This window comes from Runella limosa DSM 17973, from assembly GCF_000482465.1.
In the GTDB taxonomy this organism is placed as follows: domain Bacteria; phylum Bacteroidota; class Bacteroidia; order Cytophagales; family Spirosomataceae; genus Runella; species Runella limosa.
In genome coordinates, this window is record NZ_KI519424.1 from 246,536 (window position 1) to 268,444 (window position 21,909).

At 42.4% G+C, this 21,909-nt stretch carries 19 protein-coding genes; 3 read left to right on the forward strand and 16 right to left on the reverse strand.

Features of this window, described 5'->3' with window-relative positions:
• Window positions 1-18 precede the first annotated feature (18 nt).
• The 11 genes from K339_RS0122755 to K339_RS0122805 form a co-directional block, all read right to left on the reverse strand.
• Complete coding sequence (locus K339_RS0122755; protein ID WP_028525667.1) at window positions 19-732, reverse strand: DUF3575 domain-containing protein; 714 nt, start codon at window positions 730-732, stop codon at window positions 19-21.
• A 10-nt stretch (window positions 733-742) separates the two neighbouring features.
• A complete protein-coding gene (locus tag K339_RS0122760; protein WP_028525668.1) occupies window positions 743-1,504 on the reverse strand; it encodes an LVIVD repeat-containing protein in 762 nt (253 codons plus the stop codon).
• A 9-nt stretch (window positions 1,505-1,513) separates the two neighbouring features.
• Window positions 1,514-2,059, reverse strand: a complete 546-nt coding sequence (locus K339_RS0122765) for an LVIVD repeat-containing protein (protein ID WP_028525669.1) — start codon at window positions 2,057-2,059, stop codon at window positions 1,514-1,516.
• Between the two features lie 14 nt (window positions 2,060-2,073).
• Window positions 2,074-3,255, reverse strand: a complete 1,182-nt coding sequence (locus K339_RS0122770; protein ID WP_028525670.1) for a metallophosphoesterase family protein — start codon at window positions 3,253-3,255, stop codon at window positions 2,074-2,076.
• A gap of 171 nt (window positions 3,256-3,426) precedes the next feature.
• Window positions 3,427-5,448, reverse strand: coding sequence for an OmpA family protein (locus K339_RS0122775; protein WP_037301617.1), 2,022 nt, complete (start codon window positions 5,446-5,448; stop codon window positions 3,427-3,429).
• 97 nt (window positions 5,449-5,545) lie between these two features.
• Entirely contained in the window at window positions 5,546-6,811 is a 1,266-nt protein-coding gene (locus tag K339_RS0122780) for a glycoside hydrolase family 140 protein (RefSeq protein WP_211243833.1), read from the reverse strand.
• Window positions 6,812-6,978: 167 nt separating this feature from the next.
• Entirely contained in the window at window positions 6,979-10,344 is a 3,366-nt protein-coding gene (gene mfd / locus K339_RS0122785) for a transcription-repair coupling factor (protein ID WP_028525673.1), read from the reverse strand.
• A gap of 115 nt (window positions 10,345-10,459) precedes the next feature.
• Window positions 10,460-11,239: a tryptophan synthase subunit alpha gene (trpA, locus tag K339_RS0122790; RefSeq protein WP_064751006.1), complete on the reverse strand. Its 780-nt coding sequence runs from the start codon at window positions 11,237-11,239 to the stop codon at window positions 10,460-10,462.
• Window positions 11,236-12,435, reverse strand: a complete 1,200-nt coding sequence (gene trpB / locus K339_RS0122795; protein WP_028525675.1) for a tryptophan synthase subunit beta — start codon at window positions 12,433-12,435, stop codon at window positions 11,236-11,238. The genes trpA and trpB overlap by 4 nt, the downstream gene beginning before the upstream one ends.
• A 207-nt stretch (window positions 12,436-12,642) precedes the next feature.
• A complete protein-coding gene (locus K339_RS0122800; RefSeq protein WP_028525676.1) occupies window positions 12,643-13,575 on the reverse strand; it encodes an Rpn family recombination-promoting nuclease/putative transposase in 933 nt (310 codons plus the stop codon).
• Window positions 13,576-13,614: 39 nt separating this feature from the next.
• Window positions 13,615-14,337, reverse strand: a complete 723-nt coding sequence (locus K339_RS0122805) for a hypothetical protein (protein WP_028525677.1) — start codon at window positions 14,335-14,337, stop codon at window positions 13,615-13,617.
• A 153-nt stretch (window positions 14,338-14,490) separates the two neighbouring features.
• Between K339_RS0122805 and K339_RS0122810 the strand changes: the two genes are divergently transcribed.
• Entirely contained in the window at window positions 14,491-15,336 is an 846-nt protein-coding gene (locus K339_RS0122810; protein WP_028525678.1) for an MBL fold metallo-hydrolase, read from the forward strand.
• A gap of 13 nt (window positions 15,337-15,349) precedes the next feature.
• Here K339_RS0122810 and K339_RS0122815 read toward each other — a convergent pair whose 3' ends face one another.
• Entirely contained in the window at window positions 15,350-16,606 is a 1,257-nt protein-coding gene (locus tag K339_RS0122815) for a metallophosphoesterase (RefSeq protein ID WP_028525679.1), read from the reverse strand.
• A 156-nt stretch (window positions 16,607-16,762) separates the two neighbouring features.
• Between K339_RS0122815 and K339_RS0122820 the strand changes: the two genes are divergently transcribed.
• The gene (locus K339_RS0122820) at window positions 16,763-17,179 is read left to right on the forward strand and encodes a molybdenum cofactor biosynthesis protein MoaE (RefSeq protein WP_028525680.1); all 417 of its coding nucleotides are present in this window, start codon (window positions 16,763-16,765) and stop codon (window positions 17,177-17,179) included.
• A gap of 109 nt (window positions 17,180-17,288) precedes the next feature.
• On the opposite strand, the gene K339_RS0122825 is transcribed toward K339_RS0122820, so the two are convergent.
• Both K339_RS0122825 and K339_RS0122830 read right to left on the reverse strand, forming a co-directional pair.
• Complete coding sequence (locus K339_RS0122825; RefSeq protein ID WP_028525681.1) at window positions 17,289-17,966, reverse strand: SGNH/GDSL hydrolase family protein; 678 nt, start codon at window positions 17,964-17,966, stop codon at window positions 17,289-17,291.
• A gap of 70 nt (window positions 17,967-18,036) precedes the next feature.
• Window positions 18,037-19,608, reverse strand: coding sequence for a reverse transcriptase/maturase family protein (locus K339_RS0122830; RefSeq protein WP_037301619.1), 1,572 nt, complete (start codon window positions 19,606-19,608; stop codon window positions 18,037-18,039).
• 385 nt (window positions 19,609-19,993) lie between these two features.
• Between K339_RS0122830 and K339_RS0122835 the strand changes: the two genes are divergently transcribed.
• Window positions 19,994-21,115 (forward strand): WYL domain-containing protein, encoded by a 1,122-nt coding sequence (locus tag K339_RS0122835; RefSeq protein WP_028525683.1) that lies wholly within the window; start codon window positions 19,994-19,996, stop codon window positions 21,113-21,115.
• A 60-nt stretch (window positions 21,116-21,175) separates the two neighbouring features.
• Here the strand turns inward: K339_RS0122835 and K339_RS0122840 are convergent, their stop codons facing one another.
• Together K339_RS0122840 and K339_RS0122845 are read right to left on the reverse strand one after the other, a co-directional pair.
• Window positions 21,176-21,382: a hypothetical protein gene (locus K339_RS0122840; protein WP_028525684.1), complete on the reverse strand. Its 207-nt coding sequence runs from the start codon at window positions 21,380-21,382 to the stop codon at window positions 21,176-21,178.
• Between the two features lie 3 nt (window positions 21,383-21,385).
• The gene (locus tag K339_RS0122845; protein ID WP_028525685.1) at window positions 21,386-21,874 is read right to left on the reverse strand and encodes a DUF6932 family protein; all 489 of its coding nucleotides are present in this window, start codon (window positions 21,872-21,874) and stop codon (window positions 21,386-21,388) included.
• Window positions 21,875-21,909: the final 35 nt, after the last annotated feature.

Below are 21,909 nucleotides of genomic sequence, written 5' to 3' on the forward strand. Positions count from 1 at the left end.
AGCAGTATCTCTTTTTTGCTAACGCAAAGGTAATGCTTTCGGGTTTCGTTGTCCTAGAAGAATTCCTAAACTAAATCCACCCGAAATAGACGGAATGGTTTCGTACCTGCCTGGCTGAAGGGTACGCAAATTAAAAATATTTACATTTCGCCACCCGTTATTTATGCTTCCCTCCTCGGCATCGTTGGTGACCAAGAGTTTACGAAACCCGCCCCCAAGGTACAAGTCAATCACCAAACGCCTTGGCACAACCACCTGATAACCAGCCTTTATATGACTAGCCGAAACCCGACGTCGGGTTTTTACAAATCCTTCTTCAAAATAAGCGCACCCTCCCGTCGCGGGGTTACAGCCTCTGCCTAATGCCCGATATTCTTTAATAAAAACTTCTTTTCGGTAATATTCTACGGCCAAATACCAGCTTCCGCGCTCTGAATAAGGGTCAGAAAAATAATAACGGCCTTGGGTTCGGAAACGAAAATTATTTTTACTGGCAAACTCTTTTCCATCTTCCCAAGGACTCAGAGCGGCGTTGCCCCAACCAGCCTCTTGATAGATGCTCCAACGCGTTGCAATTGGTATTTCTACCCCTAACGTGAGCGTATTATCGGGATCAATGAGGGTTGTTGGGACTGTTTTTAAAATTACTTTGGGACGAAGTGTGTCTTGTGCCCAAAGCATCTTGCCCATTAAACTGAACAAAAAGAGCCAATACAAACTGTGGTTTTTCATTCTGTGCGTGTTAGGGTTCAATGGCTAATTTGCTCAATACCTCCAGCTTACCACCATCTTGCAGGCCGTATTGAACCAAGCCGCCGTCGCCCGTCACAATTAAACTTTTGCTCGTTGGTATCACATCGTAAGCTTTAATGTCTCCTATGACGTGTTTTAATTGAGGTTGTTTAGGATCCTTGATGTCAAAAATTTTCATACCCCGATCTCCCTCGCAAACAAACAGCTGTTCGCCACTTACGCCCAAACCATATGGTGATTCCATCGTTTGAGAATTGATTAACCTTGGGCTTTTCAAATCAGTGACGTCAACCACATCCAAGGTACTTGCGGTTGCCATTCGTCGGCAGCCCGAGCCTCCGCGAAGCGTAACGTAGGCATAATTTCCCTGAACAACGACGGGGTCGCAACTTTGAACGTGAAAATAACTCGACAACAACACAGGTGAGTCGGGCTGCTGGTTATCAAAAATGTACATTCCAGCATTGGCACCTATAAAAAGGGCATTTTTGTAGGGAAAAATCGTTTCCAAACCTACTGTTAAAGGGATAGTTTTTGCCGACACAGGATTGGTTGGAGTAGCAATATTATAAACCTGAAGCTTATCAGGCAATACGCAATAAAGCACATCTCCCACAATGGCAAATCGCGCCATCGAGCCGCCCGTACCCGTTTGGCTGTTGGGGTTTACGTCAGCACTTTTGTCGGTTGCACAGCCAAGAGCCAATGCAAAACAGAGCGCACAAAGGGTAGCTAGTGTAAAATTTTTCATAACGATTGCTTAACGAAAACATTTAGGACGATTCATTTTTACTTTTTCCCAACCCACCACAATACCTTTTGACGCTTCTACACACTCAAAATAGGTTTGGTTATAAGGAGGATAAGCAGGCAACGGAAACGCATTTTTAATTCGTTTTTCTACCTTCACTTGCGTAGGATCTGCAATGTTGAGCACCACAAAATCAGGGCCACTGTCGGCATACAAAAAGTTGCCTTTTACCGCCATGTCAACATTCCCCCAAATCTTGATGAACGACATCTTTTTAGGGTTTCGTGGATCAGCGTTGTCTATCAAATGAATCCCTTTTCCTTGTTCGTTGATGAACAAATAATTTCCTCGTACGTAGATTTTGCCAGGTTTTTTCAGCGGCTGCGGCGATTCGGTTGTTACTTGGTTTACCTCATTTTCAGAAGCATAAATCGGGCGATAACCTTCTCCGCTGAACGTAGGTGCACCCGCAGGAGGTTCATTTACATCAACGCCAGATTGACAACCCACCAGCAACCCGATGCCAATGAGTCCAATGTAGCTTAATTTTTCCATACGTTTTCTAGTTTTTAATTGATTGGCAAAAACTCAAACTTACCTTCCTCAACCCGAACTAACTCCCTGTAAACCAACGTATCATTAATATCACGATACTCAATTGAAAGATGTTGTTGGTCGAAAGTTAGCCAGGAAAATCCGTTGAAACCGACGTCAATACGCCGTAAAGTAGTACGTTTTCGTTGATCATAAAAGGCAATCGCCTCTTTGTTATTTTTCGGTTCATCAATTTCTGAAGGCATTCCTCCATTCCCAATGCACCGACCATAAATAGGCAAGTTAGTGAGTTGTTTAGGATGATATACCACCATTCGGTGTTCGTGTCCCCATATCCATATTACAGGACGCACGGCATCGCCCAAAAGTTGGGAAAGCTGCTTGGCGGGCTCAGGAAACGACTTACGAAACGAAGAAAAAGGTGGATGATGACTCAAAAATACCAAGCCACGCTGATCGGCGGAGTTTCCTAATTGCACTTGTTCGCGAAGCCACGAGAGTTGTTCTTTTCGTAAATGACAATCGGGCGGAGAAAGCACTTCTAAAAACGGACGTTCGACCGAGGTGTAGCCCGTATCCAGTCCAATAACACGCCAGTGGTCATTTTCCAAACAAAAAAAGCCAGCTTTCTGAATCCGCACCGAATCCCCTTCTCGAACCCCCATCGTGGGAAGTAAATATTTAAAAAAAGCATCACCGTTGGAATACATTTCGTGGTTTCCCGACAAGGCCAAACTGCCCCATTTGCCGCGCGGCCACGAAGCCTTGGGGCTGGTAAAATTGGCGGCTACTTCGCTGGGCGTACCGACAAAATAAATATCACCCAAATGAATCGAATAATCGGGCGAGTGCGAGGCTACCACCGCCCCAACTGCGTCTGATTCGGGAGTATCAGACGCCCAATCCGAAAGCAGTGCGAGCTGGGTTACGCCCTTTTGATTTTCCATTTGAAAAATACCGTTGTCCTCTCCTTGGGGATAGCTTTGGTAGGGATGGCGTTTACCAAAACGACTTTTAAGGTAATGATAAGCAAAACCAAAGACATTGTACCACAAAAACTCTGTCAATGTTCGGGTAGTATCGGAAGAATTGGAGGGTTGTTGGGCCTGCGACTGTTGGGTTCGGAAGTGATTTTCGGCTTCGGTGTGGCCAATGGCTACATACTCTTTTAATTCACGCTTGGGTGGCTGAGACATGAAGAACTATTACGGTTGAATGAAGTACGAATATCGTGTTTTTAAACGAAAAAAGCGTCAGAGACGCTAAACCGTGTCCGTCCCGACTGGAAGTCGGGACGAGTATAAAAGCAAAAATAGCCGTATTTTATTCGACATTCTACCCTCTGCACTCGACACTCAGGCTCTCCCTCAAACCTTCAGTATTGTAAATTCTACGCGGCGGTTTCTCTTGCGGGTTTCTTCTATTTCGTTACTGGCGACGGGTTTAGTGGAGCCCCAACCTTTAATCTGGATACGCGTCTCGGCAATACCTTTTCCAATTAAATACTTTTTTACCTCTTTCACTCGGTTATCCGACAGCTCCATATTGAGGTTAAAATCGCCTTGGTTGTCGGTATGACCTTCTACCAAAATTTCCATGTTGCTGTACTTATTCATCATTTCGGCGATACGGTCCAAATCGGGTAGTGACTGTGGGACAAGCTCAAATTTACTTTGCTCAAACACCACTGTATTGAGCGTAATCTTCTTTCCTTCTTTGATGGGGACTAATAAAATATTCCGTTTGATGTCGCGGTATCGTTTGTCTTTGGAAAGATCAACGATTTCGTCCAACGGAAAAAAGCCATCTTTCACCGCGCTCAGTCGATACGATTCCTGCACGGGGAGTAAAATTTTGTATTCACCCGTTTCGGGGTCGTACTCAACTTTCGACACGTTAGAATTGTCCTTCATTAAGTTTGTCACCACTTCCGTTGTTACAGGTTTTTTCGTATCAGCATCCAACACACTCCCCGAAATCATGGCTACGGGTTCGGGGCGAATGGCAGAATATACCTTAAAACGAAAAATATCCTCCCCCCCCATGGAATTTTGCATCGAGCTGACGTAAGCATAATCACCCGAAGCAGGGATACTCAAAAAACCGTCCCATTGAGGTGTATTGATGGCTGGGCCAAGGTTTTCGGGCTGCGACCATTTCGTCCAGCTTTCGTCTAATCGGCGCGTGATAAAAATGTCACCTCCTCCGTAGCCTGCATGGCCGTACGAGGTAAAATAAAGCGTTTTGTTATCGGTAGCTATAAAAGGCGCACTTTCTACGTCGGCTGTGTTAATGACGCTTCCCATGTTGAGGGGCTTGCTCCAGGTGCCATCGCTCTTTAAAAATGACACGTACAAATCACGGTCGCCGTTGGTATCTTGTCGCTTAACCGACATGACCAATACATTTCCTTTGGGGGAAAGTGCAAACTCAGTGTTGTTGCGTTTATCAAGGTTGTAAATATCTTCAATTTTACACTCCACAGGCATATTCCAGCCTGATTTAGAACGAGTTGACTTAGACAAACCAAAAGTCATCGTTCCATCGGGGCGATAGACGTTCATCAGGTATAACGTCTTTCCGTCGGGAGAAATACTTACGATGGCATTATTGTCGGCATTGTTAATTGGACTTCCCATATTCTGGGCTTCCCCCCAGAGTTCACCTTGGCGGGTGGAGAACCATACATCTTGATTTTCAGACCCTCCAACATTTTTTTCAAACTTCCCACGCGTAAAAAATATCGTTTTCCCGTCGGGGGAAATCACGGGCGCTACTTCTTGGGCTTTAGAATTAACCCCCATGCCCAAATTTTCCTTGATGATTTCCTTCGGCGCGTCTTTATAAACATTGATTTTAAGCTCAAAAGGTTTAGAAGAGGCGTTTAGGCCGATGGCGTCAATCTGATTGTAACCTTTTACCCGAATCGGATTCAAAACGACTTTAATCGAACTAACTACAAACGTCGTGTCAGGCATATTGAGCGATAACACGCGACCTACATCCGACAAAACAGGCATCCCATTGTCGAGCACCGACACCTCTTTTCCAGCCGCATCGTAAGCAAAAACTTTGGTAATACAACCCTGATTAAAATTTTCAACAATGACGATTTGGCGTGCTTTTTGTGGTGAGTCAAAACCAACTTTAATCCATTCTTCAACGTTTGAATCGGCATTGTAAGGCGACCAAGCACAGGCGGTTTCGCCAAAAGGAGGTATCGAATTGGGATACCCCAACACTTGCACAGCCCTGTATTCTTTACCCGTTGACTCTTTGATATATTCAGAAGAAAAACCCTGTAACTTACTAGCCCACTGCACCTCTTGTGCGCGGCAAAGACCCACAAAACCAAAAAAACAGTACAACCAACAAGTTATCTTGGTCATTACGGCGATGAAGTAAGTTCTATTTTATGTGTTTATTATTCGGTAAAAATAAGCAAAAATCGTTCCAAAAACACCTTCTGGTACAGATTTGGCAGATTTACTTTCGACCTACATTGCCTAGCAACAGTAGCCAATCTTCGTCCAGCGTAGGAGGCGTAAGTTCCCTGATTCCCTGCGGTTTAAAATAGCCACCAATGAACCGTTTGTTGGTCTGAGGGTTAATCCATAAAGCACGAATATTTGTACCATTTATTTTACCAACATTCACTTTTAATGTCCTACTTGTGGGTATATAAATGGCCGCCATGCGGTTGTTAGGCAATACCGATACCACACTATAATCATCATTTCCGTACGTGCCCCGCCCTTCTACCAAAACCTCATCGGTGGTATCGGGTCGAAACAAGTACCACGGCAATCCGCTAAAAATTTTAAAATACAACTCCATATCCTGTGCGCCTCGCAGTTGGATTTTTTGCCGCCAGTCGTCCCCAAAATCAGCTAGAGAACTTCCATAACAGTGCCCACTTCCACCACTTAAAAGCGACCAATACGCCTGCCGACGAATCACTTGGGCATTTCCATCTTTTTCATCCTCATACTGTGATTCACCTAAAATGAATACCTTTCTGGGGTTTTTGTTATGTTCGCTCAATGAGGCTTCATAAACCTGGGGCATTTCCATCGTCCAAGCACCCGTCTTTCCTCGAAAATACGTATATATCATGCTAAAATCCAGCCACGCTTCCTTTCCTGCCACATCTGTACTGGAATGTGAGCTTGCCGCGTGGTAGGTCATCAGGTGATGCGGCGCTTCGGCTTTGATGCCCTCAGCCATTGCCCGCTGCACTATTTCTTCCTGTTGCGGGTCACGGTCGCCGCCCATGACCCAGAGTATATTTGAAAATTTATTAAATCGCTTTCCCAAATAAGCACCATACGAGCGGCATTTGTCGGTGCCGTTCTTTCGCTGCACCTCATCCCAATTCGTTTTACAACACCCCAACCAAGCGGGTGCAAGCGCCACCACAATTTGCAAATGAGACGCATAACGAACAACCTCCTCTACGTATTGAAAATACTTTTCGTTTGGGTTAGAAAAGTCGCCTTTGGACGCAAATGGAAACTGACCGTACGCATTTGCATCGTCGGGTTCGGTTGGGAGCAGTTGGACAAAAACAGCATTGAACTGCTGCGCATTACGGGCCGACAAATACACTTTTGCCTCTTCCATTTTAAGTTTAGAAAGAAGATTCCAGCCCGCATCTGCATTTAGCAAAAAGGGGCGATTGTGTTTGTCGGTAAGATAACGGCCATTTTTACTGACTTTCAACGGAAAAATTCCTTGGCTAACTACGGTCACTGGCGCCTTCTTTTTTCGAGAAGACGATCTTCGTTTTTTCTTTTGGGCAAAGAGCGTAGTTGTCGCAAGAAGCAACAGTAAAATCACACGTAACGTTTGGGGCATAACAAAAGAGTCAAGAAGGTTAGGAAAGGGGCAAAACTAATAAAAAACGAAGAACTACCCACTTACTTCACCGTCAGTTCTTCCAAGACCTTGCGTAGCTCAGGCAAGCTCCTAACGTCGGAGCAAGTAAGAAGCAATTTGTTTTTAAGGTCTTTGAGCGCAAAACGCTTGGGATTGCGTTGGATATGACTGAGGATATGCCCAAATTTTGGAGACTGGAAAAACGAATCGTTGCCAGTTGAAATAATATAGCCTTTGAGCGTATTATTTTTGAGGGTCAACTTATCCATAAAAAGCGCTTCGGCCATCCACCTGATTCTCACCATCTCAATCAACCACGTTACTTCCTCAGGTAAAGGACCGAAGCGGTCTGCAACCTCATCACCAAAAGCGCTCAATTCTTCTTCACTCTTGAGGTTGTCCAGACGAGTATATAACGACAAACGTTCAGAAATATTTTTTACGTAATAATCTGGAATCAAAATCGACAAGTCGGTTTCAATCTGGCAATCGACCTGAATGGCTTGTACCGCCTCGCCCAAATCAAACAAATCCTTGAACGTAGTTTGTTTTAATTCTTGCACGGCTTCGTCCAAAATCTTGTGGTACATCTCATACCCAAGGTCATTGACAAAACCGCTTTGCTCGGCTCCCAATAAATTTCCTGCCCCCCGAATATCAAGGTCACGCATTGACACTTTGAAGCCGTCTCCTAGCTCCGAAAACTCTTCCAACGTTTGAAGTCGTTTGCGGGCATCGGTGGTCAAGTGTGAAATGGGCGGCGTCAACAAATAACAAAATGCTTTTCGGTTGGAACGTCCTACCCTACCCCGCATTTGGTGAAGATCCGACATTCCAAAATAATGGGCAGAATTGATGATGATGGTATTCGCATTTGGTATATCAATACCTGACTCAATGATGTTGGTACTTACTAAAATATCGTATTCACCCTCGATGAAGCGCATCATCACTTTCTCCAGTTTATCCCCTTCCATTTGGCCGTGTGCAACCCCAATACGGGCCTCTGGTACCAAGCGTAAAATCAAGTTGGCAATAGACTCAATGTCGTTGACACGATTGTGGACAAAGAAAACCTGCCCGCCACGGTTAAGCTCATAACTCACAGCATCGCGGATAAATATTTCGCTAAACACCTGTACCTCAGTTGTTACAGGCTGACGGTTTGGTGGCGGCGTCGCAATCACCGACAAGTCGCGGGCGCCCATGAGCGAAAAGTGAAGCGTTCGCGGAATGGGGGTTGCCGTCAGGGTCAGCACGTCGATATTGACCCGCATTTCTTTCAAGCGGTCTTTGACCTTTACCCCAAATTTTTGTTCTTCATCAATAATCAACAAGCCCAAATCTTTGAACTTGATGTCTTTATTGACAATGCGGTGCGTGCCTATCAAAATATCCACTCTTCCCGCTTCTACCTCCTTCAAAATCTCCTTGATTTGTTTTTCCGATTTGAAGCGGTTGATGTACTCAACCCGCGCAGGAAAATCGGCCAAACGTTCGCTGAACGTTTTGTAATGTTGCATGGCCAAAATCGTCGTCGGCACCAACACTGCCACTTGTTTGCTGTCCGTTACGGCCTTAAAAGCCGCCCGAATGGCTACTTCTGTTTTCCCAAAACCCACATCACCGCAGACTAATCGATCCATCGGGTGCGGTTTTTCCATGTCCTCTTTCACATCCGCCGTTGACTTGGCTTGATCGGGCGTATCCTCGTACAAAAACGACGATTCCAGTTCGGCTTGTAAGTACGTATCTTTGGTAAAAGCAAAACCTTGGGCATTTCGGCGTTTGGCATAAAGCCCAATCAACTCCTGCGCAATGTCCTTGAGTTGTCTTTTTACTTTTGTTTTTTTGTTTTCCCACTCTGGCGAGCCCAATTTACTCATGGTCACTACGCCGCCTTCTTTTCCTGTGTATTTCGCGATTTTGTGCAAACTGTGGATGCTGACAAACAAAATGTCATTGTCGCGGTAAATCAGGCGAATCGCTTCTTGGTCTCGCCCTCCCACATCTACCTTTTCCAACCCCGCAAAACGCCCAATGCCATAGTCCACGTGGGTTACAAAATCGCCCGTCTTCAGCGACTTTAACTCCTTTAATGTCAAGGCTTTTGACTTACTAAACTTCTCCTTGACGTGGTATTTGTGAAAGCGTGAAAATATTTGGTGGTCGGTATAACAAATCACCTTGAGTTGGTCGTCGATGTACCCCTCTCGAAGCGAAATATTCATGGGTCGAAACTTGACATACGGGTCAAGCTCATTCACTATTTTCTCCAAACGTTCCAATTGTTTGGCCGATTCCGCCACAATCACGTTGGTATAACCTTGGTGCTGGCGTTCGGACAAATCATCAATCAATCGTTTGAAATCTTTGTTGAAGGAAGGCTGCGGTTTTGCCCCCCATGTTTCTCGAAAAGAAGCATTATTTGTTTCACTTTTTGGGCTAAAAGGCCCATAAAAACGCCTTCCAAACTCAATCGTTTTGAAGGTTTTTATTTGGTTCAAAAACCCACGACGCGTTTCAAAAATCTCGTTCGGATCAGATACCAATTGAATATCACCACTTTTGACGCCAGTCAGGGCGTTTTCAGCCTTTTCAAAACATTCTTCAATCACCTCAAGGGTCAACTCTACGTCTTTAAACCACAAAAGGGCATTGGTTGGAAGAAAACTCAAAAACGATTCACGGGTTTCGAGCGTCAATTTATTTTGAATATCAGGGATAATATTGACGTGTTTAACCGCCTCTACCGACAACTGCGAATCGGGGTTAAACGAACGAATACTTTCTACTTCATCCCCAAACAATTCGATTCGATATGGGTATTCACTGGCGTAAGAAAACACGTCAATAATCCCCCCTCGCACCGAAAACTGACCCGCTTCAAACACAAAATCAGTTATTTCGAAGTCGTAACCCAACAAAAATTCGCGCAAAAACTGCGCATCTAACCGCTCGCCCACTCTTACGGTAAAGGTATTGGTAAGCAACGACCGTTTGTTGATTACTTTTTCAAACAGTGCCTCTGGGTAAGTCACCACCAAAAAATTATCAGGTACAGCCACGTTGAGTTTATTCAAAATCTCAGCGCGCATGAGCACGTTGGCATTCTCAATTTCCTCGTAGTGGTAGGGACGTTTGTACGACGTTGGGTAATACAAAACTTCTTTGCCAAGTAAATTTTGCAAGTCGTTTTGTAGATAAGCAGCCTCTTCGCGGTCGCTGGCTACAAACAGGCCCAATCGAGGCAAGCTTTGATGTACTGCTGCCCCAATGACAGCATCCAAGCTCCCAGCAAGCCCCTTGAGTTGGACGTGCTGCTGGGCGCTTGAAATCTGATTTACAATAACTTGAACGAGGCTGTCGTTGGCGTATAACTGAAGAAAATCGTGGGTTGAAAGCATTATCTTAATTCTAAAAAGCCACAAACGCAGGTTGTTTTTTCAACCAATATTGGCATTATTTATACAACAAAGTTAGGAAGAAATTGATTTAATTTACTTCACAAACCTATGCGCTTCAATTAAGTCTTAGCTCTTTCACAAAATCTTCTACCGCCTTTGAGGCATCGGTTTGTTGTACCCTTCGGATAAATGCCGAGCCAACAATAGCTCCTTGGCCGTAACGATGCGCAAATTCTACCTCTTCACGGGTTGATATATTAAACCCTATTGCCTTGGGATTTTGCAAAGGAAGTGCCTGAATCCGTTCCAAATACTCCTTACTATCTGACAACGTTTTGTTGGCAGCACCCGTTGTAGAACTCGACGACATGACGTACAAAAAGCCACTCCCTTCGGCGTCAATTTCCAGCAAACGCTCCTCACTTGTACGAGGTGTAACCATAAAAATGGGGGCAAGGTGGTATTTTTGGTAAAATTTCTTGAACTTCTTCTGATACTCCGACAAAGTCAGGTCTGGAATCAAAACCCCGTCAATGCCAACTTGGTGACAACGTTCGCAAAAACGCTCTACTCCAAACTGAAAAATAGGATTGAGAGCACCCATCAACACCAATGGATACGAAATTTCGGAACGAACCGAATCAAGTTGCTCCATTAAAACTTCCAATGTCATTCCATTTTCAAGGGCAACTTGGTGGCTATGCTGAATCGTGGGGCCATCCATCAAAGAATCTGAAAACGGAAGTCCTACTTCCACAAAATCAATATTTGCTTTTTGAAGTTCTTTCAACAACACTGCCGTGTCGGTCAATTTCGGAAACCCTGCTGTTATGTAAAGACTTAATAAAGAAGGCTTTGACTGAAATGTAGTTATGAGTCTATTGCTGATTTTCATGAATTGAACACATTTTGGGTAGAACGATAATTGATGTAAGTCTCTAGGTCTTTGTCACCCCTGCCTGATAAGCAAACCACCACCACTTGGGTAGGTGCAAACGAAAGTTGTCGCAAGGCCGCTATGGCATGAGCCGATTCAAGCGCGGGTATAATGCCTTCAATTTTTGAAAGTAACAGGGCAGCATCTAGTGCATCCTTATCGGTTACTGCCACAAATTGTGCTCGTTTTTGGTGGTGTAAATAAGCCAATTGTGGCCCAATGCCTGGATAGTCCAGTCCTGCCGAAACCGAATGCGCCTCCTTTACTTGACCGTCGGGCGTTTGCATAAAGAGGGTCTGAGTACCGTGCAAAATTCCTTGTTTACCCAAAAATGTAGCCGCCGCCGAATAATCCGTTTCGATGCCTTTTCCTGCCGCTTCAGCCGCAATGAGTTGCACCGAAGGTTCGTCTAAAAAGTGGTAAAAACTACCGATAGCATTGCTCCCACCGCCCACGCAGGCAACGACATAATCGGGCAGTTGCTGCCCCGTAATTGCGGGAATTTGCTCACGCAATTCTTTGCTTATAACGGACTGCAAACTGGCAACCATGTCGGGATAAGGATGAGGGCCAAACACCGAGCCAATTACGTAAAAAGTATCTTCTGGTTCATTTATCCAAGCTCTAAATGCCTCATTGACGGCATCTTTCAAGGTTTTGCTTCCCGACGTGGCTGGAATCACCGTGGCTCCTAATAAGCGCATTCGTTCTACGTTTGGGTGTTGGCGTTGCATATCGACTTCTCCCATATAAACGCAACATTCCAAGTTCAACAACGCACACACCGTCGCCGTCGCGACTCCGTGCGAACCCGCCCCTGTTTCGGCAATGATTTTTCTTTTGCCCAGTTGTTTTGCCAATAGCACTTGTCCAAGTGTATTGTTCAATTTGTGTGAACCAGTATGGCAGACATCCTCCCGTTTTAGGAATATTCTTGCACCGATTTCTTCCGATAACCGACGGGCTTCGTACAAAGGTGTAGGTCTTGCCACAAACTGAGAAAGCAGCGTTTCATATTCTTTTTGAAAACGTTCCGAGCGTAATATATGCTGGTAATGTTGTTGAAGTTCCTCGATATTGGGATACAGAACTTCGGGTACGTAGGCACCTCCATAAGGGCCATAAAATCCGTGTTGGTTTACTTGGTATGACATTGATATAAAAAATTGGTTGGCAGAAGAAAAAAAGTGGCGAGGGCAGAAAACAAAAAAGCCACCTGCGAACAGGTGGCTCCTTATTTAAAAGTATATTTTCCCTTTTATAGGAAATGCCATGACTGCTCACACTCTCCAGAATGGATAGTGTGCCACCAGCAAATCGTATATAGGGCTGAAGAATTCATGCCGTAAATGTATGAAATTTTAGTTGAGTTCTAAGCGTAATTTTTGCACTACTTCAACCGCAACATCGGCTAAAGCGGCAATTTTAGCATTATCAAAATCAGTTGAAGTAATTAAGTTTCGAACAAAAGTTAATTTTTGTTCCCTAGCTTTTTTTTCACCTTTCTTTTCGCCTCTTTTCTCACCTCTTTTCTCACCAATTCGGCGTTCCCTGTCCAAAACAAATTCTACAATTCCCATTGTTTTATTTGGTTTATCTAATAATTGTTCCAGCGACGAATCAAATTTAATATCATTTTCTGGATTCCCAAAGCGTACGTATAATTTTAGAAAGCCCATCAATGCTTCAATCTTAGCTCTTCCAAAGTTGTTTGACACCAAACGTTTAAGCACCCCTATTTTCTGCTCTAAAAGCTCACTTTCCGATATTTTACCGCTTTTTAGCGCCGTTAACGCGGTTAGAACCACCATTGCAAACGGGTTGTTGCTCTTTGCAAGTTCTAACTCATTTTGCTCTAAAATTTTATACCTGTTAAAATCATAGCGGAGCGAGGTACCCATAAATTTTTCTTCAAAATACCTGGGTTGAAAGCTTTTGTTACGGTCTGTCAGAATTGCGAAAGCGATAATTGGATGATCATACTTATCGTAAATTCGGTAAAAATATTGAAACATTCTTTTGGCAAACGCCCTATCACTACTTCCTTGCACCTCAACATGCACCAACACCCACTGTTCTTCCCCAGCTTTTGTAAAAACCTTTACAAGTTTATCGACATATTTTGGAGAAAAATCATCTGAATTGACAGGAAAAAGTTGTTCTAGTTCTTTGTCTAAAAACTCAAAAGGTCTGCTAAAATCAAATATTTCGTCTGCTTTTTCAAAGAAAAAACGGAGAAAATCATCAAATACATCTTCTAATATCGCTTTCCATAGACTGTCATCACGTTTCATAATAACCTTCTTTTTAACATTGACAGCTCCATTTTTGCCCTAAAATGCAAATCGTAAACCTCCAGTTACATTGACGACCCCTACATTTTGCTGAATGTCCACCGATTGCGTAACGGGAGGAAAACCTGTGGTTGTTACTTTATTATTTACACCCTTAAATGTTGTGCTTATCAAACTTGCATCGGCATTTACTACAAGCGCCACTCCACTAAAAAGACCAATATGAAACGTAGCTCCTGCACCGTATGCTAAGTCTGAAGCCATTTGGCTAGAAGTTTCTACGTTGATGTTATAATTTTGAAAAGCACCCGTTGTCACAAACATCGGACTATTTACCTTGGCATAACCCACCAATAGACGCCCTTCTAATCCAAGACGGCTACCCCCTAAGCGCAATGTTGGCCCAATCATCGCACTCAATACATCCCATTCTTTTGCTTCCACCACCACAGGATTGACGATGCCGTATTGGTTTGACGCAATTTTCTGAATTCCTTCTTCCCTAGTTTCGTTTTTATTGTAAGAAACCCTGGCCGCTAACCCAAGACGTTTGGTCGGATAATAACTCGCTACAAATTGCGCCCCAATACCGTCTCCCGCAATTTCACCGCGCGTTTCCCCAAAAACTTTGGTAGCAAGTTCCCGAACAGACAAACTTTTTCCAGCCGCAATGTTCAGGGTAAAACGGTCATAATCTTGTGCAAAACCAGTTGATATACAAATAGCAACTAAAAAAAATCCCAAAAAGCCAGAACGTATCATGGGTAGTTAATAAGGTTAATAGATAAAGATGGGAACAAGACGCTAATTACGGTCGAAAGTCTTAAAAAACGAAATTATAAGCGATTAGATTATTTTTCGGCGGTATTTTTCGTCTTTTTTTTGCTTTTGTACAACAAAGAAAATGGTTATAACATGGCCCTAATTCATGCGTTTCAAAAGGACGAAGCACTACTTGCTGATATTAGAAAAAGTCAATCAAATCCTTCAGGTTTTCGGACATGGTGGCTGGGGCAAAGTGGTTTTTTGATTCAATGGCAAGGGAAGCATTTATTGTTTGACCCCTATTTGTCCGATTCATTAAGCATCAAGTACGCCCAAACCGACAAACCCCACGTTCGTATGAGCGAACGTGTCATTGCGCCCGAACTGCTTGAAGGTATCGATATCGTCACGTCATCGCATAACCATACCGACCACCTCGACGCCGAAACGCTTTTACCTCTTTTTAGCCGAAATCCATCCATTCAAATGGTAATTCCTGAAGCAAATCGGGCATTTGTGTGCCAACGGCTAGCCTGTTCTACCGCTTGGCCAAAAGGAATAAACGACGGAGAAAGTCTTGAAACAAAAGGCTTTACACTTCATGGCATCCCTGCCGCCCACAACACTGTTGAGCGTGACGACCAAGGTCGCTGTAAATTCATGGGCTTTGTGGTTGAATTTGGCTCCTATCGGGTATATCATTCGGGCGACACCCTTTGGTTCGATGGATTAGCCGAACTTCTCTCACCTTACCAAGTTGACGTGGCGTATTTACCCATCAACGGCAACAAGCCTGAGCGGCGAGTAGCAGGCAACCTCAATGCCGAAGAAGCAGCCCGCCTTGGGAAGGAGATTGGTGCCAAACTGGTTATTCCTCACCATTACCATCTATTTGAATTTAATACAGCCGAACCAAGTGAATTTGAACACTTTGCTCGGCTGTATCAGACGCCTTATAAAGTTTTACAGTTGGGAGAAGGCATTGAAATTAAATAACCATTTAGGTTGGTTATGCCCTTACTAATTCCATCAAAGTAATTTCGGGTAAAATACCGACTCGACCTGGATACCCAATATACCCAAAGCCACGGTTTACGTACAAGTGCTGGTCTCCTTGGGTATATAAACCTCCCCATTGCTTATACCGATACTGTACTGGACTCCATTGAAAACCGCCTACTTCTACCCCAAATTGCATTCCGTGGGTGTGCCCCGCAAAAGCAACGTCGATGTCCTTAAACTGCGAAGTTACTTGGGCGTTCCAGTGACTTGGGTCGTGCGATAGAAGCAATTTTACAGGAAAATCGTCGGTACGTTGGTGGGCTTTTTCCAAACTTCCGTATTTGGCAAAACCGCCCATTCCCCAGTTTTGAATCCCCAATAAGCCAATTTGCTCATTACCCACTTTAATGGCACGGTGTTCGTCTAGGAGCAAATCCCAGCCCAACAAACGGTGCGCCTCTTTCAAATCATTGAGATTTTTTATTTTGGCCTCTACCGAAGGCCATTGGTAATAATCGCCGTAATCGTGGTTTCCCAATACCGAAAATTGCCCCAATGGTGCTTTTACTTTTTTGAAAATATCAATATAATTTTTTACTTCATCGGCGGTATTATTGACCAAATCTCCCGTAAAGAAAAACAAATCGGGTTTTTCGGCCATTAGCATATCCACCCCGCCTTGAACGGCTGTTTTGTTAAAAAAACTCCCCGAGTGAATGTCCGACAACTGGGCAATTTTTATTCCTTCAAAAGCTTTTGGCAGGTTTTTAACTGGAACCCGAACGCGGCGAATGCGGTAATCGTGCGCTCCCGAAATGATACCATAGGTAAATCCCGCGACCGTTGTACCCGCCACGGCCAAGGCCGATTTCATCAAAAACTCTGAACGAGGAATCGTAGGGGCGTCCACGACGGGTGTGGTAGGTGGCTGTGATTGAAAGAGACTGACCACCCATTTTCCAAAACGTACGACATCGTCGATAAGGAGTAAAAACATGCCAAAAAATTTGGCAAAATAAGGAATCAACAATGCACTCCAGATGAGTTGGCGCGTGGTTCTCGAAAGAGAGTCGGGCGGAATGATGAACTGAGTGACAATCCAAATCACTAAACTTACTACAGGAATTGCCCAATAAATGGTTGAAATGAGTCGGCGGGTTTCTAGTGAACTAGCGCGAGAAAGGGTTTTTACGGCCTGAAAAACGTACAAATCCAACAGAAAAAAAAAGCCTATCGTCAGGAGAATGGCTGGTAATCGGTTCATAAAGCTAGAAGGGGAAATTACAATTTTGACAATGGATGAGTAACAAAAGACGCTTTAAAAAAGTGTTTTTCTTTGCCAGAATTGTGGGAAACGGCAAATAGTTGGGATGAACTGACTATTTTTGAGGCCGAGTAATTTTGTTAAGCTTTTGACACAATGATAGATATTCAACTCACCGACGCCCCCCTTTCGCTTGATACCTGCTATCAATACGTTCTTTCTGAGGATGCGGGGGGACTTGTCACTTTTGTCGGCACGGTTCGTAATCAAACCAAAGGGAAGCGGGTGTTACGGCTAGAGTTTGAGGCTTATGCCCCCATGGCCATCAAAGAAATGCAGAAAATCGCCGAAGAAGCGGTGCGTCGTTGGCCAGTTTTAAAGATTTCGATTCATCATCGCGTAGGCGTGCTTGCCATCGGCGAGGTTCCTGTCATTATTGCCGTTGGCTGTGCCCACCGAAAGGCCGCCTTTGAAGCCTGTCAATTTGCGATTGATACCTTAAAAGAAACCGTACCGATTTGGAAAAAAGAATTTTTTGAAGACGGCGAGGTATGGGTCGCCGCCCACCCTTGATGTACAAAGCAAAGTCAGAGACTTTATGCCTTTGCTCGCCCCGACGAGACGTCGGGGCGAGCAAAGGCAACATGTCGTGGCAAGCTCGTTCGACATTCTACCACTCTCACTACATTCCCTTCAACACTTTCCACATTTCGTCCGCTACGAGCTGATTTCCAGCGTCATTGAGGTGAACACGGTCAGTTGTGAGGATATTTTTTTCGTCGTTGGTGGCGTTATTTTTTAGGTTATAGTCTAAAAACGATTTACGAAGGTCAATCAAAGGCAGCCCTTGCTTTTTGGCTAAATCCCGAATTAGCTGCGAATAACGGTTCAAATCTCCGTCTTGTTGGTTTGAAAAATCGGTGCGCTCGCCAATGACTGCGGGCGTACACATAGCCACCCGAATGTTGGCCGCTTTGAACTTCTTCAACAAAGCTTCGTAGAAACGAACAAATTTATCAGGGTCTGTGCCCGTACCCGATGAGGCTTTGTGCCAAACATCGTTTACCCCTACATATATCACGACAATATTAGGCTGCTTTGCCAATACATCCTCTTCCAAACGCAAGTAAAGGTCATATACTTTATTCCCTCCAATTCCCGCTCCAATGAGCTCATATTTATCCTTTAGTCCTTGTTTTTCAAGCATTTCACCCATTTTAACAATATATCCACCAGGTTTAACGGCAGCTTGGGTAATCGAATCGCCAAAGAAAACAATTCGGAGCGGTTTGTCTTGTTGGAATGCCAACAAGGGAATGGCCACAAGGGCTAATTTGAGGTAGTGAATAAAGGATTTCATTGTCTTGATTTAGATATTACAAGTATGATTTTCTTTAAAAGGGCAATGAGTTTCATTTCTAACAGTTTTGCTATTCTTTACTCTTCAAATGCCTTTGCAAAGCTTGGTTGAATAACTTCTTATGGTTTCTTACTTGTCTCTTTATTGCATCTTCTTTCATAATTCGACTTGCTCTTTTTACATAAGAAAAGTAATTACTACGTAAATCTTTTACTTTCTCTTCGCTTTTTAGCCTAAACTCCCCAACTTGGTTTGTCTCAAAGCTTTTACGGCGCATAAAAATCTTAGTTTTGTTCAAATTTGCTGATTTATAAAGTTTAAACAAGCGTCGTTTAAAAATGATAGGGGTATTGCTACCTTGTTGTTCTGCCATTTTTATAGCCTGTTTTGACTTTCGTTTTACCGTACTAATCATTCTACGGTAGAACTTTGCAAGATTTGCTGACTTTATGAGAGTTTTGTCCCCATAAAATTCAAATCCTAAATAAGTAAAAGGAGCTTCAATTTTACAAACGGTATCAGTTAATTTAATAGCGGTTAGTCTTGGTGTTTGATTCCCAAATCGCCTTTTTGTAAACCAAAATTTTTCAGTTTTATCTTTACTAATTTTTATTAAATGTTTTTCGATCTCTTGCATCACAATCAACTCTACCTGTGCAGCGTACTGAGGATTACAGACAATAACCATATCGTCAGAATAACGCCTGTAAAATCCATTTAACCCTTTCACTACTTGATTAAACATCTCATTATCAAAATCTAAAAGATAAAGATTTGCTAATACAGCACTAATAGGCAAGCCTTGCGGGATACCCATTGGCCGTTTTTCTTTGTCACGAAACGGAAAACGATGGATTCTTAATTCTCGATTTTTAATCTTGTTCCGAAACTCTTCTGCTGACTCAAAAAAGGCATGTATTCCGTATTTATTTCTAATTTTAGCCAATTTTTTTTCATCAAAACCCGCTTTTCGTCCCGTTTTTCTGTCAGAGATACGAAGGTCATCCAAAAGTATGTAGGAGAAACGAGTTACTGCTTTGAAAACATTAAAATGGTCATCGGGTAGTTTATCCTCATTGATTAGATTAGTCCAAACTTTTTTGAGAAGTTGATGATTAAGGCTTGAAAAAAAGCTTTTAATATCAAAGGTTAATACCATACAATCGCCCTCTTTCCCTCTTTTTTTTATTTCCTCAAATACCTCATGAGCAAAATGAATCGTGCTTTTATTTTTTCCAGTTTCTCTATCTGGTATTTTTCGATAAGCAATGATACACTCTGATAATGAAGGGCTTTTCGCTAAAATATTTTCGTATTTATTTTGTAAAACTTCAGCATAATACCCCAAAATAAGCGCATCCATGTGGGTAGCATAATGAAGTGGTCGGCTTTTGATGTGCTTCTTAAATTCGCCGTTCTTATCTTCGTAGGAGTGACATCTTTCCCCAGTATCAGGATGAGCTTTATATCTTCGCTCATCAATGCTCGCATGAATCAAAGGGAAAAAAGCATACTTGGCTACATAGTTTTTGTTCTTGATTTTAGACAAGAGTTCTTTCCGACTTGCGTAAACATCAATTTGTGGAGTAATGTGAAGATAACCTCTATTTTTTAGCCATGAAGGCGCTTGACGTAGATTCATAAAAACCTTGATAGGGGCTCGGTGTAACAGATTTTAATTCAGACATACGCTCAGTAAGAGCAAGACCAGTACCCAAATTCTTGAGTCACACTTATTATTTGAATATTCAAGAGAAAATGTTTAGAACTTTTAACCAAATGAGTATGTTGTTCTTACTATACTTCAGCTTGAAGGATTTAGGTGAGGTTTATACATCACTTAACCATTCTTTAACGGCTTTGTGTATAAATCTTGCTCATTGTAATCCATTACCTGCATAACCTACATATACAGTGAGTTTTTTTAAACTTTTTAGTCTATTCCAGATGTCTGTCATCTTTAGCCCCTAACAAGGTTTAACAAACATACGAAATTTTTGTAGATTTGTTCAAACGTTATTTCATTCATGCCAAGCAACACACCTTCCATCGGGGACATTGTAGCCCTAAATTCCCACCCTTACAGCCCTAACCAAACTAATATATTGATTGGAGGTGAACCGCAATTAATATCACCTTTGCTGATTGTCGTAGAAATTGTGGGGGATACTCAAAATTCGTTCGATGAAAATATTGGGATGCAAATACAGGAGAAAGGCACAAGTTGCCAATGCAAGTGTATCTGGTACTCTACAAAATCACATCAGTTTGACGAAGCATGGCTTTCTTCAAAAGTCTTAAAGATTATAAAAATACAAGAGCCAAAAGATTCAATTGTTAAGTCGATTGAATACGGTACTTTAGTAACACTCAAATCTGCTCAATTAGAGCTTTCTAAACAAAAAAGTTCGTTTTCAATAGAAAGTCAGCGAGAAAAACCAACTATCAACCCTGTTCTTTCTTTTGTTAGCCCAGTAATGCAGGTGATTGGAACAAACAAAAATGACTCAAAAGAACCAAAATTTGATAGTAAAACTGGGAATGCTAGAAGTATATCTGAATTGTTGGTGAAGTGCAAATGGTTCAATAGCTCATCAGACAAAATGTCTGAGAAACTGATACCCGTAGAGGCATTGGTATTAATTCCCAACGTTGATGACAACCTTTTAAAGCAAATTGAAATATTTATTACTTCAAAAACCTGTCTTAAAGTAAAACTTGACACTAAAGAGACAATTTTTAGTCCTCAAAAGCTAAAATATACGCATGGATTCTATTCCGTTGTAGGTTATGACCACTTACAAAATCGAATTACGGATGTTGAGTTATCAAATTTCAATACGGTTGTGGAAATGAAGGACTCAGTTGAAGAACGCTTCCCGAACTTTAAACTTGACGAACAACCTGATAGTCAAATCGAAACTGGTATCAAGAAAGCAATTGAACAAAAAAAGTACATCCGAATCAAATATAAAGACCGAGTTGGCAATGTGACAACAAGAACTGTTGTGCCAAACAATACTATATCTGAGCCTGTTACACATAAAAGCATTTATTTGATTAGCTATTGCCTCCTTAGAAATGCTGAACGGTATTTTAATATCGAAAGCATTGTAAGCCTAGAGATTCTCAACTTAGAGCATCCTTAAATTTCCACCATACAATTTGTTATAGACACAGAAATACGATAGGATGTTTACTGCCAGAACTCATGCAGCGTTTTGAATCACTATTTGATAAGTAGCCAACACGTCATTTAATTCTCTTAGCAGTTCATTTCTCATGACTTCGTATTGAGTACGCATAGAGTCATCTTTACTTTCATCTCGGTGAAAAGCAATCATTTTATTTAACTCTTCGACACTTTCCAAAATATCAGCAGCGCGGGCAGCGCGTTCAGAAATAGTATATGACATAAGTTAAGAGAAGTTAAGTTCCACAAATCCTTTATCAAATTTTTTACCTGCTCTATTTGCTTTGGTTTTACCAAACCAGTTATTCCAGTACGCAAAATCCATGGATGTATGCAAATACTTTGAATGTAATTCAGGATAAACTCTAATCGTGTAGGCATCTACCCCATATACTTCTCTAGCCCCCTGTAAACGAAAACGCTGTTCAATAAGCGTTTGATGTTCGTCATAGGTATCAAAATCAATAAGCGTCACAAAATCAATATCTTTGGGATTAGCTTGATTGCTGACAAAACTCCCATTTATCCAATGTGTAAACTTATTACTTACCGACTCTGTAAAGTCATTTACAAAACGACAATACTGTTCAAAAATAATGCACCTAGTTGATTCTGGTTCAAACGAATCAACAAATGTATTTTTGAATGTCTCAAATGGTAAAACTATCCTTTGAGCAGGCAATAAGTTACCTCGTATATCAAAAGAAAATAACATAATTATTTAATTGTAATAGTACAAAGATAACAAAA

Coding starts and splice junctions, on each gene's coding strand:
- K339_RS0122755 (WP_028525667.1), bottom strand. CDS start 732: ATGAAAAACCACAGTTTGTATTGGCTCTTTTTGTTCAGTTTAATGGGC.
- K339_RS0122760 (WP_028525668.1), bottom strand. CDS start 1,504: ATGAAAAATTTTACACTAGCTACCCTTTGTGCGCTCTGTTTTGCATTG.
- K339_RS0122765 (WP_028525669.1), bottom strand. CDS start 2,059: ATGGAAAAATTAAGCTACATTGGACTCATTGGCATCGGGTTGCTGGTG.
- K339_RS0122770 (WP_028525670.1), bottom strand. CDS start 3,255: ATGTCTCAGCCACCCAAGCGTGAATTAAAAGAGTATGTAGCCATTGGC.
- K339_RS0122775 (WP_037301617.1), bottom strand. CDS start 5,448: ATGACCAAGATAACTTGTTGGTTGTACTGTTTTTTTGGTTTTGTGGGT.
- mfd (WP_028525673.1), bottom strand. CDS start 10,344: ATGCTTTCAACCCACGATTTTCTTCAGTTATACGCCAACGACAGCCTC.
- trpA (WP_064751006.1), bottom strand. CDS start 11,239: ATGAAAATCAGCAATAGACTCATAACTACATTTCAGTCAAAGCCTTCT.
- trpB (WP_028525675.1), bottom strand. CDS start 12,435: ATGTCATACCAAGTAAACCAACACGGATTTTATGGCCCTTATGGAGGT.
- K339_RS0122800 (WP_028525676.1), bottom strand. CDS start 13,575: ATGAAACGTGATGACAGTCTATGGAAAGCGATATTAGAAGATGTATTT.
- K339_RS0122805 (WP_028525677.1), bottom strand. CDS start 14,337: ATGATACGTTCTGGCTTTTTGGGATTTTTTTTAGTTGCTATTTGTATA.
- K339_RS0122810 (WP_028525678.1), top strand. CDS start 14,491: ATGGCCCTAATTCATGCGTTTCAAAAGGACGAAGCACTACTTGCTGAT.
- K339_RS0122815 (WP_028525679.1), bottom strand. CDS start 16,606: ATGAACCGATTACCAGCCATTCTCCTGACGATAGGCTTTTTTTTTCTG.
- K339_RS0122820 (WP_028525680.1), top strand. CDS start 16,763: ATGATAGATATTCAACTCACCGACGCCCCCCTTTCGCTTGATACCTGC.
- K339_RS0122825 (WP_028525681.1), bottom strand. CDS start 17,966: ATGAAATCCTTTATTCACTACCTCAAATTAGCCCTTGTGGCCATTCCC.
- K339_RS0122830 (WP_037301619.1), bottom strand. CDS start 19,608: ATGAATCTACGTCAAGCGCCTTCATGGCTAAAAAATAGAGGTTATCTT.
- K339_RS0122835 (WP_028525683.1), top strand. CDS start 19,994: ATGCCAAGCAACACACCTTCCATCGGGGACATTGTAGCCCTAAATTCC.
- K339_RS0122840 (WP_028525684.1), bottom strand. CDS start 21,382: ATGTCATATACTATTTCTGAACGCGCTGCCCGCGCTGCTGATATTTTG.
- K339_RS0122845 (WP_028525685.1), bottom strand. CDS start 21,874: ATGTTATTTTCTTTTGATATACGAGGTAACTTATTGCCTGCTCAAAGG.